The organism is Vibrio sp. PSi01 (assembly GCF_054960695.1).
Genome location: NZ_JBHNYN010000022.1, coordinates 38,316 through 57,067, shown reverse-complemented (window position 1 = coordinate 57,067; position 18,752 = coordinate 38,316). Strand labels below are relative to the sequence as shown.

Sequence of the window (18,752 nt, the reverse complement as noted above, 5' to 3'; positions counted from 1 at the left end):
GTGTTTTGCTTTTAGATTGTATGAGTGCGGTAAAGGCATCGAGCCCCTGCACTTAACGCTATGCCGGCACATATTAGAAAGCCTAGTCTGACGACTAGGCTTTCGTCGTTTACGACGTATGAGTTTGAATATTCGTTTCCGAGTTCTGTCGAAGTGTTGTTCGCTGATCATGACCTTTCATTGGTTAACCTTTCAGAGTGTCTAAGAACGGCTTACTTATTATTAAGCTGAGCGTCGATAAAAATAACAAGCTTTTAACGTTCTATAGCTGGATATGGATAGTTACTTAATGGCTAACTTACCCGTGGTTTGAATTTACTGGTAAATATCTTTAAACATCTTCTGTTACTCTCGAAATGAACGTCATTCACTGTGGGGGTATAGGTATCACTTCATCGACTAAGCTTCTTGAATCTCTTTTAAAGAGCTTGCTCAAAAAAAACGAGACACAGCTAAAGTAGCTTTCCGTGTGTTTAGGTGCCTCTATTGAATAATACTTGTTTTGGTTATTTTGGGTGTGTAGGGAGGTGGTTTATAGATAGTGTAGAGGCGATCTTGGGATAAACAGAAGATACAAAAAAGCCGATGCTAGGCATCGGCTTCGTGTTAGTTATTATTAGCTTAAGATGGTTGAACTAAAGTCAGAGCTTTACGAGAAACTTCGTGGGCTGCTTTCGTTAAGTTCTGTTTTTCTAACGCGTCGGATAGGTATCCGTAATCTGATACGTTTGAGCGAAGTGCCAATGCCTTTTCAAAATGGTTTTGTGCTTCCGCCCATTTCTGTTCTCTGAGGTAGAATTGAGCTAATGCGCTATGCGCTTCAGCATTGCTATCATCCTTACTGATAGCACGTTCTAACATCACTACTATTGGGTGGTGATCGGCCAGGTTAAGCTCAGGTAAAAGCATGTAAAGCTCATTTGAACCATTCTTCGCAATGTTCTCTTTAATCACTGTGAACGCTTCTGAGTCAGCTTTACGAGCTATCAGTTGTTTAACAAAACATGACACTAAGTGTGAGCTTTGTTTCTGTTTTCTAGAAAGCCTATTCCAATGGCTGATTAAACCTTCGCTGCCTTGTTGTTGTGCGACATCGTGAAGCAAACCACACTGAGCTTTCTGTTCTAACTCAACTTGCTCATCAGCCGTAAGAAGCTTGTTTTTAGCTAGCTTAGGCGTTAACTCTAGTAATGGCTGCCAGAGTTTAAGCTGCGTGTAAGTGGCTTTTAGTAGGCCAAGTACAGCCGTGTTGTTTGGGTAGGAGCCTTTTAGGGTAGAAAGTGTATCGAATGCGGCTTCGTAGTTCGACTCACTGATCTGTTGTTTTGCTTTAGTTAGCTCAACGGCTAGTAGAGAGTCCTCTTGTTGGCTAGCAAGTTCGATGTACTTATCACGGTCACTGGTATTACCTTGTTCATGAGCAGCTTGAGATGCGACTAAATAACAAAGCAGAGGCATGTCGTGATGGTTAGCCCAACGAGTCACTTTTTTCTCTGCGCCTTTCCAGTCACCTTCCAGAAGTTTGATGATTCCTTCATTGGTATAACGACGAGAGCGTTTTAGCTTGCGTACGCTGAACCAGTTCCAAGTTGTTGAGCTTGCGTAAATTAGCTTTTTAAATAGGTACTCTAGGCCGAATAAAGCGGCTAAAAGAGCAATCACAAAAATAACCAGGGTCGTTACACTCATCTCGATAGTCTTATTAGCAATCGAGATCAATACATAACCTTGTTGACCTGAGAACTGGGTACCAACAAACAGACCTGCACCCAGTATGAGAAAAAGAAAAATCCAACGAATCATTATTTTTCCTCCGTGGTCATAACGGTCATTTCACGACGCAGACGTTCGCGTATTACATCTGACAACTCATTTTGAGAATCAAGTTTCACTGGGTATTTTACAGAGATGTTTTGTTCGCTTAACTGTTTGATAGCCTTCTCAAACTCGATTACCGACTGGTTGTCTTGGTTTAGGTAAGCCGTCGACCATTCGTTAGCCGTTTTAAGCGCTGCGTTATAAACATCACCTTGTTCTTTGTACACAGCACGAATAGCGGTTTCGAGTTTGCCTTTAATGTTTTCACGTAGGTAGAAGTGTTGTTCTGGAGACAGTAGTGGTATTACTTCGCCATCACGGCTACGAAACGTAATAAAGTTTTCTGAGAAGTCTTTCATCGACGTCATTAGGTTGTTTTGCCAATCATTAATATCACCTGATACCGCTTTTTTCTCAACAACGGCAGCCTCAGGCAGGATTGCATTGGCAAGCGGTAGGTGGTCGACTTGTTGTTGAAGACTTGTAATTCGCAATACTAGGCCATCACGATCGATCAGAGGGATCGTACGAAGCTTGGTAATGTCATTAGTCATTGATTGACGGAGAGATACTAAGCTAGGGTCATTTAACGCTGCGATACGTTGATCGGCACTTTCCATGAGTTTGGTTGCGCTAACGGCATCATGTTCGAGAAACAACTTGCGGCCAGCAAGTTTCACAAGGTAATCGGCTTCGGCAAGTAACCAGTCATTAGGGCGACGGCCTTTTACATCAGCAACGGCTAGTTGAAGGCTTTGAATGCTCTTTTGCTGTTGGGATTGCACTACCTGAGTTTTCTCTACTGCATGTGATGCTTCTTGGATGGTCTCTTGCTTGATAGTTTGGAGATCTTTATTTACTGCAGACTGAGTATTTTTCAGTTCAACTTGTAGGGCTGCAATTTCCGCCGAGTATTCAGCACTCTTTTGCTGCATTTGAAATGCGATACCGCCACTGAAAATAATAGAAATAGCGATCGCAATTGCGCCTAATTTGACACCGCGCTTACCTTGTTTCTCGGCTTTTTCTATTTGCTCTTGGTGCTCTGCTTGAGTCTCATCATTTTGAGCTACATTTGACACTGAGCCATCAAGCTTATCTTCTGGCTGTTTTGTCTCTTCAGATTCAGCTTTTTCGTTTTCAACAACTACTGTCTGAGTCTCTTGTTTCTTTTCAGGTTCAATATGCTCGTTATTTTTTTTGCTTGTCATGCTTATTTCCTGTTTCTAGCTAAGGCCGGAGAGCAGCCAGTAATATTTGGTTCGTAGCACTGTGAGTATTAGTTACGTCAGCGAAACCGAGTTGTTGTGCTCGTTCCACTATGCGCTGGCTTGGGACAAATAGTTGTCTTGTTGAAAGCCAAGCCAAATACTCATCAGGAGTAATTGAGCGGAGATATTCCAATTGCTCCTGACTAGTGATGACAACTTTGGATGTTTTTTCGTTTATCCATGCTTGATAGGTATTGTGGTCGCTAATAGGAATATATTCTCTACGGTAGGTCTCACAATAAGAGACTTGTGCGCCTCTGTTAAGTAAAGAGTCTCTAATGAGCTCGCGTCCACCATTACCACGCAGTATCAAAATGGATTTATTATTTACATCATTAAGTTCAGTAAGTTTAAGAAGATGTTCACTATCACTAACTTGAGGATAGTTTACTTTTTGTTTACAGACTTTGCTTAAAACGTGCGCAGTTTTTTGACCAACGCCAAGATAAAGCGGCGAAGATGGCCAAATAGATGCAGTTTTAGAAAGGATGTTTTGGGCCGCGGTCACAGCGTGATGGCTGACGGCGATTATAATATCGCTGTTCTTAAGCAGGGTGCTTAAATTCGATGAGGGTGGATTATCAACGATGCGAATAAGCGGATGGTGGATTGCTTGAATCCCTTCATCCGCTAGTTGTTGGCAAAGCGATTGTCCCTCTGGGCCGGGACGAGTTACCAACACTGTCATGGCTAATCTTGGTCTGCGTATAGTTTGGTTAAGATTTCTCTCGCACCGTCATCTAGCAATTGATTTGCCAGAGTAACGCCAAGTGCTTCTGCATCTTTGCGAAGGCCAGAGATCTCACCACGAACCATTTTAGAACCATCCGGTTCGCCAACTAACGCACGTAGCCAGATATTATCGCCATCTAGTAGTGAGTAGCTGCCAATAGGAACCTGACAACCACCTTCTAGGGTAAGGTTCATTGCACGTTCGCATAGTACGCGATCAGCGGTATCTTTGTGGTTTAGTGGTTCAAGAAGCTTAATTAGACGTTCATCATCAAGACGGCATTCAATACCGACAGCGCCTTGGCCTACTGCTGGTAAAGACTGCTCTGGTTCGATAAAGCTACGGATACGCTCTTCTAGCTCTAGTCGCTTAAGACCAGCTGCCGCTAGGACGATAGCATCGTATTGGCCGTCATCGAGTTTACCTAGACGAGTTCCTACGTTGCCGCGTAGTTCTTTGATGATCAAGTCAGGGCGGTATTCCAGTAGCTGACATTGACGACGCAGGCTGCACGTACCAACGACAGCGCCTTGTGGCAATTCATCAATGTTGTTGTATGTGTTTGATACGAAAGCGTCACGAGGATCTTCACGTTCACAAATCGTCACCAGACCTAGACCTTCAGGGAAGTCGACAGGCACATCTTTCATTGAGTGAACCGCTAGGTCAGCACGACCTTCTAGCATGGCTACTTCGAGTTCTTTAACGAACAACCCTTTACCACCTACTTTCGCAAGAGGAGTGTCTAGGATGATGTCACCTTTGGTCACCATAGTTACCAACTCAACCTCTAAACCAGGGTGAGCAGCTTGCAGTGCATCCCTTACAAAGTATGCCTGCCAAAGGGCAAGAGGGCTTTTTCTGGTTGCGATACGGATTGGTGCTGAATTTGTCATGGTGTTTCCGATATAGGTTCTGTAATAACCTAATCCTACCATTGTGAGGCGAAAATTCTTACTGTTTGATCGCTTCCCCCTTTTATAGCTGAGGGATTTTCACTAGTTCACCAAAATAGTGTGATTGGTATCTCATTTGAAACATGGGCTATTATTAGAAATAGTCAATACAGAGGACACTACGGCGCCGTGAGTTTAACTTTTTGTCATTAAAGAATTGGCCAGCATGACAAGCTCCTTTGCTTTACCATTAGGGGTAAAAGTGTTAAATTGATCACGTTTTGTTGCTCCTTTCGTTCAGTAACTAAACAGAAGTGCATTTAATCTCAAACCAAGGACTTACCTTGCAGGCTTACACTCAGACTTTGATTCAACGATTAGACAATCTAAATCAGCAGCGCATTGATCGTGCGTTGGCGTTGATGAATGTCCAAGGTCAGCGAGTTTTTAACCTTATTCCCACACTGCTTCATTTCAATCATCCCATGATGCCTGGTTATTACGACCAGCAAGTTCCTTTTGGAATTCATAGCTTCACGCTTAACTCATTCCAAAAGCAATTTGTCTCAGATACTGAATTAACACTTGGTGGCAAGCTGACCAAAGCGGCTGAACCTGCAATTCTTGGTCTTTACACCATGGGTAGCACTTCTTCTATTGGCCAAAGTACCTCAAGCGACCTCGATATCTGGGTTTGTGTTTCTCCAGATATGGACGGTGCATCGCGCGATAGCCTGACTAACAAATGTTTGCTTATTACCGATTGGGCTGAAACCTTAGGGGTTGAAGCAAACTTCTTCTTAATGGATGGAGAACGTTTTCGTTCAAATCATTCTGAAGAGATGACTGGCGATAACTGTGGTTCTTCACAACATTTGCTATTACTTGATGAGTTTTATCGCTCTGCAGTTCGTTTGGCTGGCCAGCGTTTGTTATGGCAGATCATTCCACCAGAAATGGAGGAGTGTTACGACCAATATGTTCAAGGTTTATGTCAGGATGGTTATCTTGATTGCTCGCAGTGGATCGACTTTGGTAAGTTGAATCGCATTCCTGCCGAAGAGTACTTTGGTTCAAACCTATGGCAACTTTATAAGAGTATCGACTCACCGTATAAATCGGTTTTGAAGGCTATTCTGTTAGAAGCTTATTCATGGGAATACCCACATACTCAACTGCTTAGCATTGATACCAAGCGTCGCTTCTTTGCGGACGAACCTGATCTTTACGGCATGGATAGCTATTATCTGATGCTTGAGAAGGTAACGCGCTATTTAGAACGCATTAACGACCATACTCGATTGGATTTAGTTAGACGTTGTTTCTACCTCAAGACCCACGAAAAGTTGTCGCGCGAAGCAGGTAATGGTTCTGTTGCATGGCGTCGTGAAGCCTTGACCGAGATGACTAAATCTTGGAATTGGGGACATGAAACGATCGCTGAGCTCGACAACCGCCGTAACTGGAAAGTTGAGCAAGTTAAAGTGGTGCACCATGCACTGCTTGATGCCTTGATGTTGAGCTACCGTAACCTCATTCAATTTGCACGTCGCAATGACATTACTTCAGCTATCAGCCCACAAGACATCAGTATTTTAGCTCGCAAGCTCTATGCTGCGTTTGAAGTTTTACCTGGCAAAGTGACGCTATTGAACCCTCAAATTTCCCCTGATTTACATGAATCGGATTTGAGTTTTATTGAGGTGCGCCAAGGCCAGGCGAACAAAGCGGGCTGGTACTTGTATAAACAACCATTGATTGCACACCGCATTCTTGGTCAGCCATCTTTAGAGCATCATGAGTACTTGAGTAAGTTGGTTGCTTGGTCATTCTTTAATGGTTTGATTACCGAATCGACTCGTTTACATTCTGTTGTTCGTGATGCTCATATTGATATTGATAAGTTCTATCAAATGGTCAGTGACCTGAGAAATACTTTTTCTTTGCGTAAGCGCCGCCCAAGCATGCAAGCGCTGGCCAGTCCATGTGAAATAAGCCAGCTGGCGATGTTCATCAACTTTGAGAATGATCCGACTTCTGAGTTGAGTCCTCGTGAATTGAAGCTTGATCTTAAGAATGCCGATATCTTCAGTTTTGGTGAAGAAGGTAAGAGCTTGGTTGGGAGTGTTGATCTGGTTTATCGTAATTCTTGGCATGAAGTGCGTACGCTTCATTTTCAAGGTGATACCGCGATGTTGGACGCCCTTAAAACTGTACTGGGTAAAATGCACCAAGATGCTTTACCGCCAGAATCAGTTGATGTGTTCTGTTACAGCAAAAACCTACGTGGTGTGATGCGTAACATGGTGTATCAGTTGTTGGCTGAGTGCATTGATTTGCGATTGAAACCGATTGAGCCTGAAAAGCGTCGTCGTTTTAAGGCTATCCGTTTAGCTAACAAAATGTTTGGTCTGTTCTTTGAACGTCGTGGTGTCTCGGTACAGATGCTGGAAAACTCGGTTGATTTCTATCGTAGTATTTCAACCAACAAGCTGAAGGGCTCGCCTTTACAGATGCTAGATAAAGAGCAAGAGTATCAATTACCCGAAGTGGTTGATGGTTTTGCTAGTGAGGGTTTAATCCAGTTCTTTTTTGAAGACACGGATAAAGGCTTCAATATTTATGTATTGGATGAATCGAATCAAGTTGAGGTGTACCACCAATACAGTGGTGAAAAAGATGAGATGATCGCAAGCGTGAACTCTTTCTACACTTCAGTAAAAGATGAAACGAAGGTGTCCTCTAGGTTGATTAATTTCAATCTACCTCAGTACTATCAAATTGTTCATCCGGAAGAAGGCAACTCTTATGTCGTGCCTTATCGTAACGATGCTACTTTGTCTTCTCGTAGCTCGAAGATAGTCAATATCTAAGTTTTTGAGCCGACAGATATTAAAAAGGAGTGATTGATTCACTCCTTTTTCCTTTCGCTTACAAATGATTAGACCCAATTGATCTCTTCACCTGCATGTTTCACGCATTCTTCTTTCACCATCTCAAACAATTCCATGCCTGTTTTTGAGCATGTCCATTTGTCATCAATTAACTTGAAGTGAAAGCCACCAGATTTAGAGGCTAACCAGATTTCACGCATTGGTTCTTGGCGGTTGATAATAATTTGGCTGCGGTTTTCAAACTCTAGTGTCATCACGTTACCAGTCACTTCGTAATCAACATCTGCCTCTGATTCATCGATAGCTTCTTCGATGTTTTGCATCTGTATATCGACCAGTTGATGAAATTCAGTATCGTTCATCCTTTCTATCCTATTGCTTTTCCTGAGTGTGGTGCGATTATAGGGGGCATTGAGTTAATAATCACGATATGCAAAATGAAAAAATTAATTACCGCTCTGTTTATGGTGTCCGTTATTGGACTTTCTGGTTGTGGTCAAACGGGTCCGTTGTACGATCCTGAAGATGTTCAACAGACCGAACAACCACAATAAGTGAAAACACGCAGAAATCGTTATTTATAAGGGATAAGAACTTTGGATTACTTCAACTATCAGGAAGATGGCCAGCTTTGGGCTGAGGACGTCGCACTTTCACAACTAGCAGAGCAATATGGTACGCCGCTGTATGTATATTCTCGTGCAACATTAGAACGCCACTGGAATGCGTTTGATTCATCGGTTGGTGAGCACCCACACTTAGTGTGTTATGCCGTTAAAGCTAACTCAAACCTCGGCGTATTGAATACTTTGGCTCGTTTGGGCTCTGGTTTTGATATTGTTTCTGGTGGTGAGTTAGAGCGTGTGGTTGCTGCAGGTGGCGATCCAGCTAAAGTTGTGTTCTCTGGTGTTGGTAAGACAGCCGCAGAAATGAAGCGTGCGCTTGAGTTAAACATTAAGTGTTTCAATGTAGAGTCTGAGCCAGAACTAGAGCGACTAAATAAAGTGGCAGGTGAACTTGGTGTTAAAGCGCCGATTTCTCTGCGTATCAACCCAGACGTTGATGCGAACACTCACCCTTACATTTCTACAGGTCTGCGTGACAACAAGTTTGGTATTGCGTTCGACCGTGCCCCTGCCGTCTATGCTTTTGCAAAAACACTCGATAACTTGTCTATCCATGGTATTGATTGTCACATCGGTTCTCAGTTAACCGATATCGAACCTTTTATCGATGCCACTGATCGCCTGCTCGCGCTGATTGATCAGCTGCGTTCTGATGGGATTAACATCAAACACCTTGATGTCGGCGGCGGCCTTGGTGTGGTTTATCGTGATGAATTACCACCACAGCCTTCAGATTACGCAAAAGCTTTATTGGCTCGCTTAGACAATCATTCTGATCTAGAGCTGATTTTCGAGCCTGGAAGAGCGATTGCTGCTAACGCTGGTGTATTATTGACGAAAGTCGAGTTCCTCAAGCCAACAGAGCATAAGAACTTTGCCATCATCGATGCGGCAATGAACGACCTGATGCGCCCCGCACTTTATCAAGCTTGGCAAGATATTGTGCCAGTCAGCCCTCGTCAGGGTGAAGCCGTGACTTACGACTTGGTTGGTCCGATCTGTGAAACGGGTGACTTCTTAGGTAAAGATCGTGACCTTGTTCTCGAAGAAGGCGACCTACTAGCAGTTCGTTCAGCTGGTGCTTATGGCTTCGCGATGTCATCTAACTACAACACTCGTTCGCGTGCGGCTGAAGTGATGGTGGATGGCGATAAAACTCACTTGGTTCGTCAGCGTGAAGAGCTTACGAGTTTGTGGGAACTTGAAAACATTCTTCCGGAGTAATTTTAAGCGTTATGCACTTCCATTTTTCTAAAATGCATGGTTTGGGCAATGATTTCATGGTCGTGGACTGCATTACTCAAAATATTTTCTTTTCTCCAGATTTGATCCGTCGTTTGGCGGATCGTCACACTGGTGTGGGGTTTGATCAGCTACTTGTGGTTGAGGCTCCTTATGACCCAGAAACTGACTTCCATTACCGCATATTCAATGCGGATGGCAGTGAAGTGGAGCAGTGTGGCAATGGTGCTCGTTGTTTTGCACGATTCGTTCGCATGAAAGGCTTAACGAATAAGTACAGCATCAACGTAAGCACTAAGAAAGGTAAAATGGTTCTTAAGATTGAAGACAATGACCAGATCACCGTAAACATGGGTGTTCCTGAGTTCGAACCAGGCAAGATTCCATTCAAGGCGAAACAGTCAGAGAAGACATACATCTTAAGAACGGATGCCCACACTTTATTCTGTGGTGCCGTTAGCATGGGTAATCCACATGTGGTTACCGTTGTTGATGATGTTGATACCGCTGACGTAGACACCTTGGGCCCACTTCTTGAAGCGCATGAGCGTTTCCCAGAGCGAGTGAATGCTGGCTTTATGCAAGTGATCAGCCGTGATGAAATTCGTTTGCGTGTTTACGAACGTGGTGCGGGTGAAACTCAAGCATGCGGTAGCGGTGCATGTGGCGCCGTTGCGGTTGGTATCACTCAAGGCTTATTGGCTGAGAATGTGAAAGTTCGTCTGCCTGGAGGTGATTTACAGATCAGCTGGCAAGGTCCGGGTAAGCCTTTGTTTATGACTGGCCCTGCAACGCATGTGTTTGATGGTCAACTTTCTTGCTAAGAACGATTCATCACTCATCGATTCATAAAACATAAAGGATAGGTTTTGTCTTACGTTGAAGCCGACGCACTCACCGCAGAAGTGGTCGCGGAATATTTACGTGATAACCCAGATTTTTTTCAAGACAGGAAAGATTTGGTTGATCGCCTTGCTATCAATAACGTTGAGCAGGGGGCTGTTTCTCTGGTTGAGGTTCAGCTAAAACGCCAACGCCACAGAATCGAAGAGCTCGAAGAAGAGATCACCGGTTTGATGTCGTTGGCTGCAAATAACGATAAAACCTTCTATGAATTTATGGATCTGCAAGCGCAGGTGCTGAAATGCAGTGACTTCATGCAGGTGATAAAAGCTGTTGAGCAAAAAGCGTTAGATCTAGGGCTTAAGGCTCATGTTCGAATCCTTTCGCAATCAGGTTTTTATCAGCTCAATGAAGAGCGTTACTCTAAGTTCTCACTTAACCATTTCAATGGTAAAGATGCTTACTTAGGGCGTTTGAGAAAAACCGACAGACACGATTTGTTTGGTGATTTTCCCGTTCCAGAGCTAGGCTCTTATGTAGTACTACCGCTCGCTAAGCTGTCTCCATTGGGTTTGCTCGCCTTTTCTAGTGAAGATGGCGGACATTTCCAACCCCATATGGACACGCTCTTTTTACGCCATTTAGCGCTGGTAGTAGCTCATTTGGCGGATACCTTACCTTGGCAGATAAATAATGAGCCTAGAGCCCAAAACACCTCTTCCTAGCAGCCTTCAAAAGCCACTTTCTCGCTTCTATGAATATCTCAGAAGCGAGAAGGGACTCAGCCTACACACCCAACGTAATTACAAACAACAGCTTGAAACCATGGCCGCTCATTTAGTAACTCTTGGCCTAAAAGACTGGGGCCAAGTCGATGCGGCGTGGGTAAGACAACTTGCCAGTAAAGGCATGCGAGAGGGAATGAAGGCGAGCAGTATTGCGACGCGCTTATCTTCACTGCGCAGCTTCTTTGATTTCCTTGTGTTACGTGGTGAAATGAACGCTAACCCAGCAAAAGGGGTTTCAGCTCCACGTAAACAACGTCCTTTACCTAAGAACCTCGATGTTGATGAAGTGGGTCAACTGCTTGAAGTGAACGGAGATGACCCATTATCGATTCGTGATCGAGCGATGATGGAAGTGATGTATGGTGCAGGCTTGCGACTCGCTGAATTAGTCGGAATCAACCTTAAAGATGTATTAGGCCGGCAGGGTGAAATCCGAGTGATTGGTAAAGGTGACAAAGAACGTAAAGCGCCGTTTTCTGGTTTAGCTAAAGAGTGGGTCGATAAATGGCTTAAAGTTCGTGGTGAATTGGCTTCACCGGGTGAAACCGCCCTGTTTGTGTCAAAACTAGGGACCCGTATCTCTCATCGCAGCGTACAAAAGCGTATGGAAGAGTGGGGTAAGAAGCAATCCGTCGCGAGTCACATTAGCCCACATAAATTGCGTCACTCTTTTGCAACACATGTGCTTGAGTCGAGCCAAAATCTTCGCGCAGTTCAAGAGTTACTTGGACATGAAAATATCTCGACGACCCAAGTGTATACCCACTTAGATTTCCAGCACCTGGCACAAGCTTATGATCAGGCTCATCCGAGAGCTCGTAAGAAGAATAGAGACTAGATTAAAGGGTTTACTATGCGAATTTATCGAGGGTTAAAGCCCATCAAAGCCATGACCTTTGACTTAGATGACACCTTGTATGACAACTGGCCTGTGATCATGAAGGTTGAGAAGGAGATGGCACAGTGGCTTTATCAAAAGCACCCTGTGTCGGCTTCTTTATCGCTCGAAGAGTGGCAGGGCATCAAGCAGCAAGTCGCATCTGAAAATCCAACCTTAAAACATGATGTCACTGTGTGGCGTGAAACTCAGATTAAAATTGGTTTGCTGCAATTGGGCTATTCTCTGCGGCAAGCAGAACAAGCGGCTCGAGAGGGTATTGAGCATGCCTTGTGGTTGCGTAATCAAGTCGATGTGCCTCAAGAAACACACCGAGTGATGACAGAACTCAGCCAGCGTATTTCGCTCGTTGCGATTACTAATGGTAACGTCGATCCGCATAAAATAGGGTTAGGACAGTACTTTCAGTTAATCCTCAAAGCTGGTCCTGACGGCAAAGCAAAGCCTTACCCTGATATGTTTGATACCGCTCAGCAGTACTTAGAGTTCGATGCTGAGAATATCCTTCATGTTGGTGACCATCTCAGAACTGACGTCTATGGGGCGAAGCGAAATGGCTTCCAAGCATGCTGGTTTAATGATACGGGTTCCAATTTATATCTATCTTCTAAGGCAAGTGTGTTACCTGATGTTGAAATAGATCAGCTCAGCGACCTTATGCGACTCATTTAATCGCCACTATAAGCTTATCGTGTCGCATTTATGATAATGAATTGTTACAGTGGTCGCCATTAAAAGCCGGTTTAGGCTAGGATAATTGGCGGCTATTTTTATAGATTCATTTCAGTCAAGCAGAGGTTGCGGGTTATTCAATTCACTCGATTTTGAACAAGGGTTGGCATGCAAACATTTACATTTCTCGCAAATACTGAGGAGTTATTTAAGTCTCAATTTAATCTGCGAGAGTGGAGTGACAACAAACAATACCTTATCCAGCTCTTTTCTGCTCAATCTTCTGATGTCGCTCGTGGAATCGCGAGTATTGCCTTAAAGCGTTTAAATCGTGCGACGCTAATTGGGCAAAGTGCACGCCATGTTATTTGTGACAACTGCCTTGAAAGTACGTGTACGTTAATCATTATCAGTGAATTTAACGAAACTCGTTTATCTACTGCTGTTCAGCCTTTTACTGGCAACCCTAATTATGACAGCCAAGCGTTAACTGCTCAGTTAAACCTATCTGAAGATACCAAGACCGTGATCAGTCTATGTGATCAGGTTGAAGGTCGTGATTACCCTATCTATAACGCCTTTGAGAATCTGCCTTACGCTTTGCCGGTGGCTGGTGGGTTATGTCATGAGAATGAATTTGGTCGTTGGGTGATGCACAACGAAGAAATTTATCAGCACGCTTGTGTCGCTGTTGCTTTGAGTAACCCTAAATTAAAAGTTTGGTCAGATGCTTATTCTGAGTGGAACCCGATCGGGATGAAGCTGCGAGTAACGCGCGCTGAGGGTCATCGCTTATATGCATTAAATGATAAGCCTGCCATTGAGGTTTTCAAACATTACCTTGCCGATGGAAAAGATCTTCCCTTTAGTCAACTGATGAGCTTTCCACTTTATCGAGAACTTGGCAGAAAGAAGGGGATATCGACACCTTTGCGTATCAACGATGATGGAAGTATCGAGTTTGATAGCCCTTGGCATATCGGTGAAGAAGCGCAGTTCTGCTATAACCATCCGTCTTTGACCGCAGAAAAGGTGCGCCACGGTGCCGAGATGCTGGCCATCCATCAGCCTGAGTCTGTGATTATCTATAACTGCGTCTCTCGACTTGAATTCATCGATAGTAAACTTGAACTGAAGCCATTCGAAGGAATCGTGAATACGTGCGGAGCATACTGCATGGGTGAGCTATATCGTAATGAAGATCGCCAAGAGATACTTCATCATAGTCTTACTTATATTGCGATGAGAGAGTCGGACGAGATCGATGAGTTTCGCTGTGGGGGTTATCAGCGTGACTCTACAGTATCACCATTGCTTAATTTAGTAAGAAATGCCGTTGCTGATCTCGATAGCATGAATATTCAGATGGAGGAAAAACTTCATCAACAGGCACGTCGTTTAACGGAAAGTTATCGTATTGACTCTCGTACCGGGCTGCCTAATCGCATTGTATTAAAAGAACGCCTCAATATGATTCTCTTCACTGAGCACCTGTTGACGCTCAAACTGACCAATTTCCACCAAGTGAACGAGAAATATGGCTACCAAGTAGGGGATCAGTTATTACAGGATCTCTCTAATTACTTTGTAGAGCGATTGCACCTTCGCGTGGTTAAGGAATCCAAGGTAAAGGTAGAGCTGTTCAGTATTGGTGTTGGTGAGTGGGCTATCATCTTTAATGCAAGTGTTGATAGTACAAAGATAGAGCAACGTTTCGTCGAGTTCGCTGATGATATCGAACACACCAACTTTGAACCCTATGGACTCACTGATATTGATTATCTCTCAGTATCGTTATGCGGTGGTTTTGCGAGCCGTTGTGATTTCTTAAGCGACAGCGGTGATCAGATCTTATTAAAGGCCATTGAAGCTCGTCGTTATGGTGTGCGAAATAATACTCACATTACTAATGCTAAGAATATTCAAGTCAGCGAAGAAGATCGTAAGGAGCAACTTGGTTGGTTGAGTTGTGTAAGCCGAGCGATCTTAGATCAGAACATAATTACCTACTCACAACCTATTGTAGCGGCGGGGACTCATGAAATGATCGCTCAAGAGTGCTTGGTCAGAATCATGGAATCAGATGGCTCGATTATCCCTCCTGGTAAGTTCTTACCTATCATTGCTGATACGCATCTTTATACTCGTCTTAGCCGACATATGATTAAAAGCACCATCGGTTATATGGCGGATAAGCAGAGCTCGTTCTCTATCAATCTATCCCCGCAAGATTTATTGAGCGATAAGACGCTTGAGGTTCTTGAGGCGGCGATTAGCGGTATGAATGATCCGACTCGACTTGGTTTAGAGGTTTTAGAATCAGAGCAGATTAAAGACTATGGCCGAATGATTGAGGTATGTGATCACTTCCGTGCTCTAGGGACGAGAATCATTGTCGATGACTTTGGCTCAGGCTATTCCAATATTGATGAAATCATCAAGCTTGAACCGCAAGTCATTAAGTTGGACGGCAGTTTGATTCGCAACATTGATAAGGACGAAAAACAGAGAAATATCACCTCTCAACTGGTGCGTTTATGTCAGGTGTTTAATGCTAAAACAGTCGCTGAATTTGTTCATAACCAACAGGTTTGTGATATCGCGGAGCAAATGGGTGTCGACTACCTACAAGGTTATCACTTTGGTGAGCCTAAGCGATTGTTTTAAAATACAAAGGTCAGGCTGTTATACGATATATCTATTGAACGGCGCGCAATCACAGCTCACCGCCTGGTTTTATTGAAATGAATGATGTTTAACTAACGTCACATTATTAGTACGACGATCGTAATTATTCCGTGCAAGCTGTATTTATAATAAGCACAATGACGAATCATTAACGTAACGATTAATGTGAATATGCAGTCGACCTCTCTCCTGATACAAGACATAGAACAAACCCAACATGAATTGGACAAGATAGATTTTCATAAACATGAAAGTTTGCTGATTCAGGTGTTCTCTTCTTTCGAGAAAGGTTCGGTTTTGGCTGCCTGCCAAGTGATTAAATCGATTTTCCCCAACGCCAAACTCATTGGTTGTAGTGCAAACCACTACATCAGCCAAGGTGTCATCCTGCATCAAGGCCTTTATCTTATTGTCACTCGCTTTGACGCGACGTCTTACACTTGCGGTATTGTGGAATACAGTGAGCAGCCTCTACTCGATAGTGGAATGATGGCGGAGCAGCTGCAGTGTCATGCCGAAACTCAAAGTATCATCTGTTTCGCAGATTGCTTGCAGATAAACAACCGAGCTCTGTTTGCAGCGTTTGAGCAATCGAGGTACTCATTACCTATTTGTGGTGGTGCCTCTACCATTACAGAGGGGGGCCGATGGGTAATGCTCAATGGTGTCTGTTATGAAAATGCCTATGTGATGGTGGCGTTGCACAGCTCAAAGCTTGCCATTACCAAAGGTTATTACACTGAGTGGAATCCAATCGGTCGAACCTTTCGAGTGACGGGCGCTCAAGATAATCGGTTAGCAAAATTGGATGGAATACCGATTCGTGATCTTTATAATCGTTACCTTGCTGATGGTCTGGAAGTCCCTTTTGAACAGTTGCACAACTTCCCTTTGATGGTTGGCGACCCAAAAGAGCAAAATATTCACCTGCCACTTGAGGTCATGGAGTGCGGAGAGATAGAGTTCAGTGGTCAGTTTCAGGTGGGCGATGAGGTCAGATTTTGTTATGACCACCCCTCATTGACTTTAGAGCAAGTTAGGCTTGGCGTTCAACAAATTGCCTCACATAAACCAGAACAGCTCTTTATCTATAACTGCACTTCTCGAATCGACTTTATCGATGGTAACCAAGAGGTAGAGGTTTTCCAAAAGCTGGCGGATACTTACGGTGTTTATTGTATGGGCGAGCTTTATCAAGATACGGGTCAACAAAGAATCTTGCATCATAGCTTAACTTATCTCGCCCTAAGAGAAGGGGAAGGTAAGGCTGCGTTGCCACTCGAAACACAACCAGCAACCAATATATCCCCGCTATTTTCACTGATTCGAAACGCACTGCTTGATGTCGATGATATGAACAACAGTATGGCCAGTAAGATTCAACAGCAAGCGACTGCATTGACTGCGAGCTACCGAATTGATCGCCGTACTGGCTTACCCAATCGAAGTGTTCTGCGTGAAGCATTGTCGACAATGAGTTTTTATAGCCATTTATTAACGCTGAAGGTCACCACCTTTGGTCAAATCAATGAGAAGTACGGTTATCGAGTAGGTGATAAGCTTCTGCATGATTTGAGTGAATACCTTCAAAAAGCACTTTTGAAGTTCTTTGATGAGAGTTGCCAACTTTATAGTATTGGCATTGGCGAGTGGGCCGTGGTTTTTGACAGTTGGGCTAGTCAAGAGCAAATCCACCAGCGTTTCTCTGAATTTGCAGATCAAACCGAGCATGTCAACTTTGAGCCAATGGGGTTACCGGATATCGATTATCTTTCGGTTTCAGTCTGTGCTGGTGTCGCGAGTCGTCGCGATTTCCCTACGACCTCCATTGATGATTTATTACTGAAAGCGATTGAAGCTCGACGCAGCGCGGTGAGTCAGAATAAACATCTGGTGAGTGCTAAGGCGTTAATCCAATTAGAGAAGCATCGCCAAGAACAACTCGGTTGGCTATCGTGTGTCAGCCGCGCGGTGCTCAACCAAAATATTGTTGCTTGCTCGCAACCCATTGTGTCGGCACATAGTCATCAATTAGAAAGCTACGAGTGCTTGGTTCGAATCGAAGAAGATGGCCAGTTGATCGCACCGGGTAAGTTCTTACCTATTATTGAGGGTACCCACCTCTATACACGCTTAAGTCGCCAAATGATAACGCGCACCTTTGATTTCATGAGCCAGAGAACCGATTCGTTCTCAATTAACTTAGCGCCACAAGATTTCAGCAATGAGAAAACCATTTTACACCTTGAGCAAGCCATCAAAAAAATTAGCCACCCACAGCGTATTGGTTTAGAGGTGTTAGAAACTGAGCAAATTCAGGATTACGGTCGCTTGATCGAGGTGTGTAATCACTTTCGCGATCTTGGGGTGAATATCATTGTCGATGACTTTGGTTCTGGCTATTCGAACATCGATGAAATATTGAAACTGGAACCACAAGTGATAAAGCTCGATGGCAGCTTGATTCGCAATATCGATAAAGATAAGAAGCAACGCAAAATAGCTCAACAACTCGTCAGTCTGTGTCATATCTTAAACGCTAAGACGGTAGCGGAGTTCGTACATAATGAACAGGTATGTCGAATAGCAGAGGATATGGGGGTTGATTACTTGCAGGGGTATCATTTTGGTGAACCCAAGCGTCTGTTTTGATGGGGCGATTGACGTAGCCGATCGTTTCACGTGAAACACTCATTGGTTCAAAAACTAAAGTGCGATGTAAAAAGGGTGAGCTTATGGCTCACCCTTTGTTTTTAGCTATTTATCTCCAGCATCTGCACTCAACTATTTGAGTGAGTGGCCACACTTATCGGCTTGGAATACTTTTAGATAATGTTGGAAATAGTCATCAATCTGTCGCGCTTGCTCTTCTTCACCTAATGCCTTGAGCAGTTCAACGCCAACCTCACAGGTACACAAATGACCACTGTCTTGGTTGCGGCGCAGAGTGTATGAGGATTCACTGGTAATGTTGAGGTGAGCTTGTGGAATCGCTTGTAACCAAACACTCTTGTTGAGTATTTTCTTCGCTTCTTGCCATGTACCATCCAAAATAATGAATAGCGGCTTACGATCTCCAGCTACAGATGACACGGCTTGCTGACATTCGATGCTTTTATCACTTGGAAACAATAGAAAAGGCTGTCGTGTTTCATCTTCAAGTAATGCCATTAGATCGGCAGGTGGCGTCTTTCGTTGCCACACGAACGCCTCGCACTTCTCAAGCGATTGTTGCAGCAGTTTCCCTGTATTAGTGTCTCGCGAAAACTCATTCTCGTGAGTCAACAGTACAAGGTCGACTTGGCTCTTAATACTTGGTATTAAATGACAAACGCATTGGTGAGTAAAACCACAACCACCACAAGCTTGTTGGTTACTCATGT

15 protein-coding genes are annotated in these 18,752 nt (G+C 43.9%); 9 read left to right on the top strand and 6 right to left on the bottom strand.

Annotated features, from left to right (window positions below):
• Positions 1-621: 621 nt before the first annotated feature.
• Genes ACFI6G_RS20205 through hemC form a run of 4 tightly spaced genes read right to left on the bottom strand, consistent with a single transcriptional unit; the run spans position 622 to position 4,718 of the window.
• Positions 622-1,803 carry a heme biosynthesis protein HemY gene (locus ACFI6G_RS20205; RefSeq protein ID WP_010438807.1) on the bottom strand — a complete coding sequence of 394 codons (1,182 nt, stop codon included), beginning with the start codon at positions 1,801-1,803 and terminating at the stop codon, positions 622-624.
• Positions 1,803-3,029, bottom strand: coding sequence for a uroporphyrinogen-III C-methyltransferase (locus ACFI6G_RS20200; RefSeq protein WP_016793356.1), 1,227 nt, complete (start codon positions 3,027-3,029; stop codon positions 1,803-1,805). Before ACFI6G_RS20200 ends, ACFI6G_RS20205 begins: the two co-directional genes overlap by 1 nt.
• A gap of 19 nt (positions 3,030-3,048) precedes the next feature.
• Positions 3,049-3,777, bottom strand: a complete 729-nt coding sequence (locus tag ACFI6G_RS20195; protein WP_462710443.1) for a uroporphyrinogen-III synthase — start codon at positions 3,775-3,777, stop codon at positions 3,049-3,051.
• Positions 3,778-3,779: 2 nt separating this feature from the next.
• The gene (gene hemC, locus ACFI6G_RS20190) at positions 3,780-4,718 is read right to left on the bottom strand and encodes a hydroxymethylbilane synthase (protein WP_010438801.1); all 939 of its coding nucleotides are present in this window, start codon (positions 4,716-4,718) and stop codon (positions 3,780-3,782) included.
• Between the two features lie 344 nt (positions 4,719-5,062).
• On the opposite strand from hemC, the gene ACFI6G_RS20185 reads away from it, so the two are divergent.
• Positions 5,063-7,591, top strand: a complete 2,529-nt coding sequence (locus tag ACFI6G_RS20185) for a class I adenylate cyclase (protein WP_010438799.1) — start codon at positions 5,063-5,065, stop codon at positions 7,589-7,591.
• A 68-nt stretch (positions 7,592-7,659) separates the two neighbouring features.
• Here the strand turns inward: ACFI6G_RS20185 and cyaY are convergent, their stop codons facing one another.
• Positions 7,660-7,974 (bottom strand): iron donor protein CyaY, encoded by a 315-nt coding sequence (gene cyaY / locus ACFI6G_RS20180; RefSeq protein ID WP_010438796.1) that lies wholly within the window; start codon positions 7,972-7,974, stop codon positions 7,660-7,662.
• 75 nt (positions 7,975-8,049) lie between these two features.
• Here cyaY and lptM point away from each other — a divergent pair, with 75 nt between their 5' ends.
• From lptM to ACFI6G_RS20140, 8 genes are all read left to right on the top strand, one after another.
• Positions 8,050-8,166: an LPS translocon maturation chaperone LptM gene (gene lptM, locus ACFI6G_RS20175; protein WP_022570868.1), complete on the top strand. Its 117-nt coding sequence runs from the start codon at positions 8,050-8,052 to the stop codon at positions 8,164-8,166.
• A gap of 42 nt (positions 8,167-8,208) precedes the next feature.
• Entirely contained in the window at positions 8,209-9,462 is a 1,254-nt protein-coding gene (lysA, locus tag ACFI6G_RS20170; RefSeq protein ID WP_010438789.1) for a diaminopimelate decarboxylase, read from the top strand.
• 11 nt (positions 9,463-9,473) lie between these two features.
• Complete coding sequence (dapF, locus tag ACFI6G_RS20165; RefSeq protein ID WP_462710442.1) at positions 9,474-10,304, top strand: diaminopimelate epimerase; 831 nt, start codon at positions 9,474-9,476, stop codon at positions 10,302-10,304.
• A gap of 45 nt (positions 10,305-10,349) precedes the next feature.
• Positions 10,350-11,048 (top strand): DUF484 family protein, encoded by a 699-nt coding sequence (locus ACFI6G_RS20160; protein WP_010438784.1) that lies wholly within the window; start codon positions 10,350-10,352, stop codon positions 11,046-11,048.
• Positions 11,017-11,949: a tyrosine recombinase XerC gene (xerC, locus tag ACFI6G_RS20155; RefSeq protein ID WP_010438782.1), complete on the top strand. Its 933-nt coding sequence runs from the start codon at positions 11,017-11,019 to the stop codon at positions 11,947-11,949. The genes ACFI6G_RS20160 and xerC overlap by 32 nt, the downstream gene beginning before the upstream one ends.
• Positions 11,950-11,964: 15 nt before the next feature.
• On the top strand, positions 11,965-12,681 hold the full coding sequence (yigB, locus tag ACFI6G_RS20150) for a 5-amino-6-(5-phospho-D-ribitylamino)uracil phosphatase YigB (protein ID WP_016791841.1): 717 nt from the start codon (positions 11,965-11,967) through the stop codon (positions 12,679-12,681).
• A gap of 168 nt (positions 12,682-12,849) precedes the next feature.
• Positions 12,850-15,348 (top strand): bifunctional diguanylate cyclase/phosphodiesterase, encoded by a 2,499-nt coding sequence (locus ACFI6G_RS20145; protein WP_016791842.1) that lies wholly within the window; start codon positions 12,850-12,852, stop codon positions 15,346-15,348.
• A 192-nt stretch (positions 15,349-15,540) separates the two neighbouring features.
• The gene (locus tag ACFI6G_RS20140) at positions 15,541-18,021 is read left to right on the top strand and encodes a bifunctional diguanylate cyclase/phosphodiesterase (RefSeq protein WP_462710441.1); all 2,481 of its coding nucleotides are present in this window, start codon (positions 15,541-15,543) and stop codon (positions 18,019-18,021) included.
• Positions 18,022-18,153: 132 nt separating this feature from the next.
• Here the strand turns inward: ACFI6G_RS20140 and ACFI6G_RS20135 are convergent, their stop codons facing one another.
• Positions 18,154-18,750 (bottom strand): tRNA-uridine aminocarboxypropyltransferase, encoded by a 597-nt coding sequence (locus ACFI6G_RS20135; protein ID WP_010438769.1) that lies wholly within the window; start codon positions 18,748-18,750, stop codon positions 18,154-18,156.
• Positions 18,751-18,752: the final 2 nt, after the last annotated feature.